Source organism: Corallococcus praedator (genome assembly GCF_003612125.1).
Taxonomy (GTDB): domain Bacteria; phylum Myxococcota; class Myxococcia; order Myxococcales; family Myxococcaceae; genus Corallococcus; species Corallococcus praedator.
Map to the genome: position 1 here is coordinate 1 of NZ_RAWI01000411.1, position 8,074 is coordinate 8,074.

At 70.0% G+C, this 8,074-nt stretch carries 9 protein-coding genes; 2 read left to right on the plus strand and 7 right to left on the minus strand.

The features are described 5' to 3' along the window. Both D7Y13_RS34500 and D7Y13_RS34505 read right to left on the minus strand, forming a co-directional pair. Positions 1–1,061 (minus strand): DUF4139 domain-containing protein (locus D7Y13_RS34500; RefSeq protein WP_120630918.1); only part of this gene is annotated, 1,061 nt, incomplete at its 3' end. Between the two features lie 120 nt (positions 1,062–1,181). Then, positions 1,182–2,093: a hypothetical protein gene (locus tag D7Y13_RS34505; RefSeq protein WP_120585806.1), complete on the minus strand. Its 912-nt coding sequence runs from the start codon at positions 2,091–2,093 to the stop codon at positions 1,182–1,184. A 125-nt stretch (positions 2,094–2,218) separates the two neighbouring features. Between D7Y13_RS34505 and D7Y13_RS34510 the strand changes: the two genes are divergently transcribed. After that, on the plus strand, positions 2,219–3,211 hold the full coding sequence (locus D7Y13_RS34510) for an alpha/beta fold hydrolase (protein ID WP_120585807.1): 993 nt from the start codon (positions 2,219–2,221) through the stop codon (positions 3,209–3,211). An 80-nt stretch (positions 3,212–3,291) separates the two neighbouring features. Here D7Y13_RS34510 and D7Y13_RS34515 read toward each other — a convergent pair whose 3' ends face one another. The 4 genes from D7Y13_RS34515 to D7Y13_RS34530 all read right to left on the minus strand — a co-directional run bounded on the left by D7Y13_RS34515 (position 3,292) and on the right by D7Y13_RS34530 (position 5,698). Continuing rightward, positions 3,292–3,633, minus strand: coding sequence for a hypothetical protein (locus tag D7Y13_RS34515; RefSeq protein WP_147444530.1), 342 nt, complete (start codon positions 3,631–3,633; stop codon positions 3,292–3,294). A 313-nt stretch (positions 3,634–3,946) separates the two neighbouring features. Then, the gene (locus D7Y13_RS34520) at positions 3,947–4,501 is read right to left on the minus strand and encodes a M15 family metallopeptidase (protein WP_120537594.1); all 555 of its coding nucleotides are present in this window, start codon (positions 4,499–4,501) and stop codon (positions 3,947–3,949) included. A gap of 118 nt (positions 4,502–4,619) precedes the next feature. Further along, positions 4,620–5,021: an MGMT family protein gene (locus D7Y13_RS34525; RefSeq protein WP_120537593.1), complete on the minus strand. Its 402-nt coding sequence runs from the start codon at positions 5,019–5,021 to the stop codon at positions 4,620–4,622. Between the two features lie 62 nt (positions 5,022–5,083). Then, positions 5,084–5,698, minus strand: coding sequence for a TetR/AcrR family transcriptional regulator (locus D7Y13_RS34530; RefSeq protein ID WP_120585808.1), 615 nt, complete (start codon positions 5,696–5,698; stop codon positions 5,084–5,086). Between the two features lie 96 nt (positions 5,699–5,794). On the opposite strand from D7Y13_RS34530, the gene D7Y13_RS34535 reads away from it, so the two are divergent. Continuing rightward, a complete protein-coding gene (locus D7Y13_RS34535; protein WP_120537591.1) occupies positions 5,795–6,532 on the plus strand; it encodes an SDR family oxidoreductase in 738 nt (245 codons plus the stop codon). Positions 6,533–6,582: 50 nt separating this feature from the next. Here D7Y13_RS34535 and D7Y13_RS34540 read toward each other — a convergent pair. Next, a partial coding sequence (locus D7Y13_RS34540) for a DUF2339 domain-containing protein (protein WP_120630919.1) occupies positions 6,583–8,074 on the minus strand: 1,492 nt, incomplete at its 5' end.

Consider the following 8,074-nt stretch of genomic DNA (forward strand, 5'->3'; position numbering starts at 1 on the left):
GCTCCGGGTGGGGCTCCTTGCGCGCCCCCGAAGGAATCCTCGTCGTCGAGCGCGCCTTCCTCCTCGGAGGCCTCGTACATCGGCATCTCCTTGGGCATGGGCACGGGCTCATGCATCACGATGGACGCGGGGGCGGGGGACCGCATGGCGTCGTAGCCCGCGAACAGCTCGTCCAGGCCCGGGGCGGGTTCGCGCCATCCGGAGCGCGCGGGCGGAGGCTGGCTGCGCCCGATGCGCAGGGACTTCAGCTCCGGCACCTCCGCGCGGCGCTCCAGGTCCGCGGTGGAGACGGACAGCCGCACCCCCGTCCAATCCTCGCCGGTGCGCTGGAGCACGGCGGCGCGCATGCGCAGCGTGCCTTCCTCCAGCGTGCGCGGCAGGCGCAGGTCATACGTGGGCACCCAGCGCGCGCCCGACACGGCGTACTCCAGCACGAGGCGCGCATCCGTGTTCGCGGGGAGGGGGCCCGACAGCGTCAGCTGCGCCGCGCGGAACAACTGGGCCCGGTCGCCGCTGAGCGCGGAGGACAGCTCCTGCACGCGGCGGCGGCGCAGCTCCACCTCCGCCGTGGCGTCGCGCTGCTGACGCTCCAGCTCCAGCCGCTGGGCATGCAGCGCCGCCAGCTCCGTGTCCACGAAGCCCGCCAGGGACAACATCGAGGACAGGGGCGCCTCCCTCGGTGGGTGGCCCTTGCGCACGGGCGGGAAGACGGGCGTCAGCCGCTGGAGTGCCTCCAATTCCACACGCACGCGCTCCAGCCGGCCGTGCACGTCCGACAGCGCGGTCTCCGCGGCTTCGAGCGCGTGCTGCTCCGAGGGCAGATCCGATTCCGACGGCAGCCGCACCTCGAAGGCGGGCCGCAGGTCGCGGACGAGCAGGCCGGAGGGGCCTTCCACGACCCGGGCGCGCAGGGACGAAGCGCGCAGGGCCAGGGGCAGGCCCTGGATGCGGACCTTGTCGGGCAGGTGGCCCTGCTCAGGGGACAGCACGAAAGCGCGCGTGCACAGCGCTCCTTCGGCATGAACCGTGACGGATTCCAGGATGGACGGTACGACGCGCATGGGCCCCCTCTTCCATGGAGAGGGCCGCACGCTAACCGACGTCCCCGCGAATGGCGACGGTCGGCACACGGGCTGTTCCGACGCGGCTTCACGCACCGCGCCGTCAGGCCATCCGCCAGGTCAGAACGCGCGGTTCACGGCATAGCCGCAGATGCGGTGCTCGGCCTTGTAGGTCGCGGGGCCGGGGACGCCGTCGATGGGACCGGTGTAGCCGAAGCTCCGGCCCACGGTCTGCACGCGGGTCCAGTAGATGGCGCCGGGGATGCCGTCCTCCTGCGCGGAGGTGCGGGGCCCGCCCCGGTTGTTCAGCTCCCGCGCGGTGATGCGCACGCGGACCTTCTCCGTGTTCGGGCCCGTCACCCCGTCGATGGGGCCCGTGTAGCCGAAGTCGCGCTGGCCCACCGTCTGGATGCGCTTGTAATAGATTTCACCCGGGATGCCGTCGAACTCCGTGGACGTCTGCGGAAGGCTTCCTCCCGGCGAACCGCCGCCCCCCGCGATGCGTCCGCCCGCGTAGTCCATGGACCAGCCCAGGTAGCGCGCGCCCGTCTTCGACGAGTAGCCGGAGACGCTGTTGACGCCAATCGCATCCCCCCAGGACTGGGACAGGTTGTACGTCGCCATGAAGACCGTGCCGCCGCCGCCGTTCAGGTCCGCGCCCACGTGCCCCGCCGAACCGATGTCCCACCAGTGGAAGGCGCCGATCAGCGCCGTGGACGCGTTCGTCGAGACGATCCTCGAGGCCCGGTAGGCCTCGATGGCCGTGGGCCGCACCGCGGAGTCGGGAAGCTGTCCGAAGCGGACCATCAGCGAACCACACCACTGGTTCCACGAACCGCCGTCCCGCTTGGGATTGGCGGCCGCATAGGCCCGCGCCCGGTCATAGATGGGCGAGTTCGCCTCGCCCTCCACCGTCCCAATCCCAGACGCCTCCAGGGAGGACTCCTCCACCACGTTCCCACCACAAGCGGCCAGCAGCAGGACCGCGGATACCAGCAGGGCAGGGGACCACGTCTTCCGGTTCGCACGCATCGTCTGTCTCCAAGAGAGGGATTCAGTAAGATTGAAATTTACCAACAAAACATATTATACATGATTTTCTTTGCTGGAGCTGGTTTCGCGTGGGAACGCGGTGATCCGTGCGAAGGTTGCGGGCCATGCGAACGTCCTGGCTCCTGTCCTCGTTGTTGCTGCTCTTCGGCTGCGCCACCACGCCGTCCGTGCCCCCCGGTGGGGAGGGCGCGGATCCCCTGCATCAGGTGCGGCGGGTGCAGGTGGCCCAGGGAGTGGAGCTGGAGGTGCTCGACTACGGCGGAAAGGGACCGGCGCTCGTGTTCCTGCCGGGCCTGGGCAGCACCGCGCATGTCTACGACGTGCTGGCGCCCGAGTTCGTCGCCACGCACCACGTCTACGCGTTCACCCGGCGCGGGTACGGCGCGTCGAGCTGGCCCGCCACCGGCTATGACAGCGCCACGTTGGGACACGACGTGCTGGTCGCGCTCGACGGGCTGGGGCTTTCGAAGGCGACGCTCGCGGGGCACTCCCTGGCGGGGGATGAGTTGAACTGGTTGGGCAGCCATCACCCGGAGCGCGTGGAGGCGCTCATCTTCCTGGACGCCACGGACAACCGGGGGGAGATCGCCACGTTCCTGAAGGACCGGCCCCTGCCGCCGCTGCCGTTCTCCGTGCTCGACGGTCAGCCTTCACGGGAGGCCGTGTCCGCCATCCTGACGCGAGATCTGGGCGGCAGCTTCCCGCCGCATGAAATCGATCAGGCGTACGAGTTCGACGCTGGGACTGGCGCCTACCTGCGCTACCACCGCCTCCCCGAAGCGACAGAGTTGTCGGTGCGTGGCGCGGCCCTGCCGGACTTCGCGAAGCTGACCGGGCCGGTGCTGGCCATCTCCGACGGGCAGGCGTTCTCCGCCTGGATCGAGGCCCTGGCCACGCGCGAAGGCGTGCCCGCGGACCTGGCGGAACGCGCCCGGGCCTTCCTGCCCGAGCTGCGCCAGCACGAGGCCGCGCAGGACGCGCTGCTCCAGGGCATGCCGAACTGGAAGCTCGTGAATCTGGACGGCGCCGGCCACTACCTGTGGCTTACGCGGCACGCGGAGGTCGTGTCCGCGATGCGCGCCTTCCTCGCGCGTTGAGAGGCCAGGTTCCGTCAAGTCATGGGATGACACAGGCCAGCCACTCCGCACGTGGGGTGGCTGGCCCGTTTGTTCTCGCGTCAGCTGCCGGAGATGATCGCCGTACCGCACGAGTACGGCGTACCACTGGGGCCGTTCTGCCGGCAGGCCACGATCTTGACCCTCGCGCCCTCGCGGACGATGTCCACGTTGTTGCTGGCGTGGGTGTTGTACCCGGTTCCAACGTAGACGCGCGCGAACGCCTTCCACGACCCGTTGGCCTGCTGGACCTCGACCCAGCCGACAACGCCCTCATTGTCGGAGTCCGTGTCGTACACGGTGTAGATGTCGCCGTCGTCGTTGAAGTAGGTCTTGCCCGCGGTGTCTCCCGCGTCCGACGTGTATGCCGTGCCGTTGGCTGCGAAGGCAGGGGCACCGCCCAAGCCAACCAGAACGGCAACGACCGCACCCAAAGCCGCCCTACGGATCATCATGCCCTTCATCGTGAGTCTCCTGGTGAATTGATGAGCGAGCGCTGCCAGCGGCCTGAGCCCCTGCGCCCATTCATGACCCTAGATGAGGTGGTTGTCTGGTTCTTCATGAAAAGCGGCTTAGTCTTGTCTAGAGCTCATTATGCATTACAGCTTCTCCCTCTGGGGTTGGGAGTCCAACAGTTCCGGCCAGCCCGGGCGTGGTCTGGGCATGGGGTGAGAACGACCAATGCCTCTCAATCCTTCTGCCCAACGGCTCCAGGCATCAGCTTGCGTCGGTGCGGACCACGGCCGGCGCGGGCTCCGGCTCCACATTCACAGGGCGGCCCAGACAGTCCTCGCCGTCCCCGGGTGCGGGTGTGCTGCGCGGCCGGTACTCCCAGTGCCACGGCTCCGAGGCCACCGTGCGGCGAAAGCCGAAGCGACACGCGTTTCCCGCCAGCCATTCGTAGGTGGGCGACTCCAGTTCGCCGCCCACGACCAGGTCCACCGCCAGCCCGCGGTTGTGATTGGAGCGGCCCGGTCGCGCGGCCTTCGCGCCCTTGCCCTTGCGGTAGAGGCGCCACAGGTAGCGCTGCTGCTGGTACGAACGCCACGCGCTCGTCACGAGCAACGACTGCCCGGACTCACGGGCCGCCGCCGTCATGCGCTCGAAGGATGCAGCCGCGTCGCGGTGGAGCCGGTGCCCCCCGTGGATGCGCACCAGGCGCGGCGCCTTGGCCTTCGCCTTCTGGGCCTTCTTCACGTCCTGGGCGAACCCGACGGGCGCCAGGAGACAGACGAGGAGCACGAGGCCCCAACGCAGCAGGGGAACCGACATTCGGAGGTCCAAGCAATGGGCGAGGACACGACGGTGACGCCTTTATTCCCCGCAGAAAAGCAGGCGGGCCGCCGAGCGCTTCACTCGCGCGCCCGGATGCCCGGACGCCCGGTGGACCCTAGAAGAGCTTGAGCTGGGGAGACGGTGCCGGGGCGTCCCGGGGCGGCAACACGGTGAAGCCATGGGCGCGGGCCCACGCCTCGCTCGGGCCCTTCCAGTGGTGCGCGTCCATGCGCACGTGGCCCTTGTCGTCGAAGGCCACCCCTTCGGCCTCCAGCAGCTCGCGCTGGCGGGCGCCGGACGTGCTGATACCGCCCGTGCGGTTGATGATCCGCTGCCAGGGCACGCTCACCGCGCGCGACCCCAGCGCGGCCATCGCGTGGCCCACGGCGCGCGCATCGCAGCCCTGGCCGACGATGGCGGCGATGTCGCCATAGGTGGCCACCTGCCCGGACGGCACCTGTTCGCAGACGACGTAGATGCGCTCGAAGGGGTCCTGCGGATCAGTGGGGGATGCCATCGGGGCCTCCGGGGTGGGTTGTGCGGGGACCACCCTACCCGGAACGTTGGCCCGTGTCCTCGTCAGCGTTCCGGATGGGCTGCCCTGGCGGCGGCCTCCGCCAGCGTCCGGCTCACGCGCGCGGCCTCGGCCGCCACCATGTCCGTGGACCTTCCGCGACGGTTGAGAAGACCGACCTGGTAGAGCGTCGCGTAGCCGTGCGCCGCCGCGAAGTGATGCTCCAGGAGCGTGAGGGCCGCCGTCCCGTCGCCCCGGGTGATGCCCAGCGCGGGCTCCAGCATCATGTCCATCAGCCGTCGCCCCGCCGCCGCCAGACCCTGCTCCTTCCGGGCATCGATCTCCTCCGAGAAGATGACGTCGAAGCCCGCGCGGCGCTTCACCACGAACTTCACGTAGGCCGCCGCCGTGGCGGCCAGCTCCTCCACCGGGCCCTCCGCGCGGGCCATCGCCTTCTCGAACGCGTCCGCCAGGGCGAGGGCTGAACGCTCCGCGGCCGCCGCGAACAGGGACTCGCGATTTGGGAAGTGACGGTAGGGAGCGGCGCTGCTCACGCCCGTCCGCCGCGCTGCCTCCGCGACCGAGAGCGCGGCAGCGCCCCCCTCCGCGATGAGCTCCAACGCTGTCTCCACCAGCGCGTCACGCAGATCGCCATGGTGGTAGCGACGGCGCACCGTCATGCGCGGCTCCTGGACGATTGTCTTGATCTCATGTAAGAGGGCTCTTACTTTTCTGGGGCATCGACGGATTCGCAGCGAGAGACTGGGGAGAGCTTCATGGCGGGAATCCAAGATAAAGTCGTGGCGATCACAGGGGCAAGCAGCGGAATCGGAGAGGCGACCGCGCTGCTGCTCGCCGAACGTGGCGCGAAGGTCGTCCTCGGCGCGCGCCGCGCGGACCGCCTGGAGGCGTTGGAGTCCCGCATCGCTCGGGCGGGCGGTGAAGCCACCCACGCCAGCATCGACGTGAGCCGCCGCGACGACCTGTCCCGGTTCGTCGGACTGGCGTGTGAGCGGTATGGCCGGCTGGACGTATTGATCAGCAACGCCGGGGTGATGCCCGTCTCACCGCTCGACGAGCTGCGCGTCGAGGACTGGGAGGCGATGATCGACATCAACCTCAAGGGTGTCCTGTACGGCATCGCGGCGGCGCTGCCCGTCTTCCGCAAGCAGGAGTCCGGACACTTCATCAACGTCGCCTCCACCGCGGCCCACCGCATCGTCCCGAACCAGTCGGTCTATGCCGGCACGAAGTTCGCCGTGCGCGCCATCTCCGAGGGCCTGCGCCAGGAGGCCGGCGACAAGCTGCGCGTCACGGTCCTGTCGCCCGGGATGACGCGGACGAACTTCGCGGAGGGCGTCACCAGCCCCCAGATGAAGGCCCTGCTTGGCACGTCCCGGGACTCCTTCGCGATGCCGCCGGAGGCCGTCGCCCGCGCCATCGCCTTCGCGATCGAACAGCCCGCCGACGTGGACGTGGGCGAGATCATCCTCCGTCCGACCGCGCAGGGCTGAGCGTCAGGCCGCCATGGACCGCCGCGTTTGCCGGGGCGGGGCCTCCCACCTCAACCGCGCCTGTCCCGCAGCCGCGTGTATGTGTACGACACCACCAGCAGCATCACGCCCAGCAGGATGAAGGTCAGCACCCGTTGATCCGGAGGCAGCCGCGCCACGTCCACCAGCACCAGCCGCCCCAGCGCGAGCCCCATCACCGCCAGCGCGGCCAGCCGGTACCACCGCTCGCGCACCGCGAAGCCCAGGCCGAAGAGCAGGAACGCGGCGATGACCCAGCCCAACGTAACGAGCCCCGAGGGCATCCGCGCGCCCACCAGCGCCACCAGGGACAGGCCCGCGCCCACCGCGCCCACCGCCGTGAACAGCGGCCGTGTCTCCGGTTCAGGCAGGCCGGCCACGCGGACCGTCCCGCCGCGCTCCACCAGCACGAACGCCACCACCAGCCCGGCGAGCAGCGTCAGCCGTCCCGGCGTCTCCCACTCACAGGCCGCCAGCGCCACGAAGAGGATGAGCACACCCACGCCGCGCAGCACCGGCGAATCCACCCCGCGCGCGGCCAGCCCCGCGACGAGCCCCGTCACCGTCCAGGCCGCCACCAGCGCGACGTCCTCGTAGCGGGCGGGCATCGCCAGGGCGAGCGTCACCGCGCCCAGCGCCAGGTACGCGTGCATCAACCCCACGGGCGCGCGCTGGAGCCGGGCCGCCACCGCCCCCGCGCCATGGGCCGCGGCGACGATGAGCAGGAAGCTGAAGAGGTGCGACTGCTGCTCCTGGGAGACCTCGTATGCGCCCAGGGACGTGAGCCCCACCCAGTTGAGCAGGGTGAACGCGAGGCTCGCGCGCAGGGGCAGGTCGCGCGGGCGGGCGAGCAGCGCCACGGAGAACAGCAGGAAGTAGAGCGCGAGGAAGCCCAGGCTCAGGAAGAGCCGGTCGTCCTCCGGCGCGCCGGGGGCCATGTGGCCCGTGCGCACCGCCCAGACGACGTGCGTGCTGTAGACGGCCACGAGGCTGGACAGCGGCACGATGACCCAGCGGTTGCGCACGAGGAAGAACAGCGCGCCCGCCGCGAGCAGCGTGGTGGACAACAACGTGAACGCGGTGATGTCGCTGAGCATCCCGGTGTGCAGCCCCAGGAACAGCGCGATGCCCGCCACCGTCTCCGACTGCATCCGGTGCGCGATGGTGACGATGGCCACCACGAACCCCGCGAGCAGCACCAGGGCCAGCACCTGGCTGTCGATGACCCGCACCGACGGGATGAAGTGCAGCGCATAGGTGACGAAGTACGCGAGCGCCAACCCACCGCCGAAGACGATGCGGCCGAACAACTCATTGCGCCGCGACAGCCACAGTCCAAACGCGCCCAGCCCCGCGCTCAACAGGTAGCCCGCGCCCACGCGCGCCAGCATCCCCAGCTCCCCGAAGCGGTAGGTGATGAGGTACGCAATGCCGATGATGAGCGCCACGATGCCCAGCCGGCTCAGCCAGTACGTGCCGACGTGCGCTTCCAGGTCCCGCTGCTCGGGCGCGGCCACCGGGGGC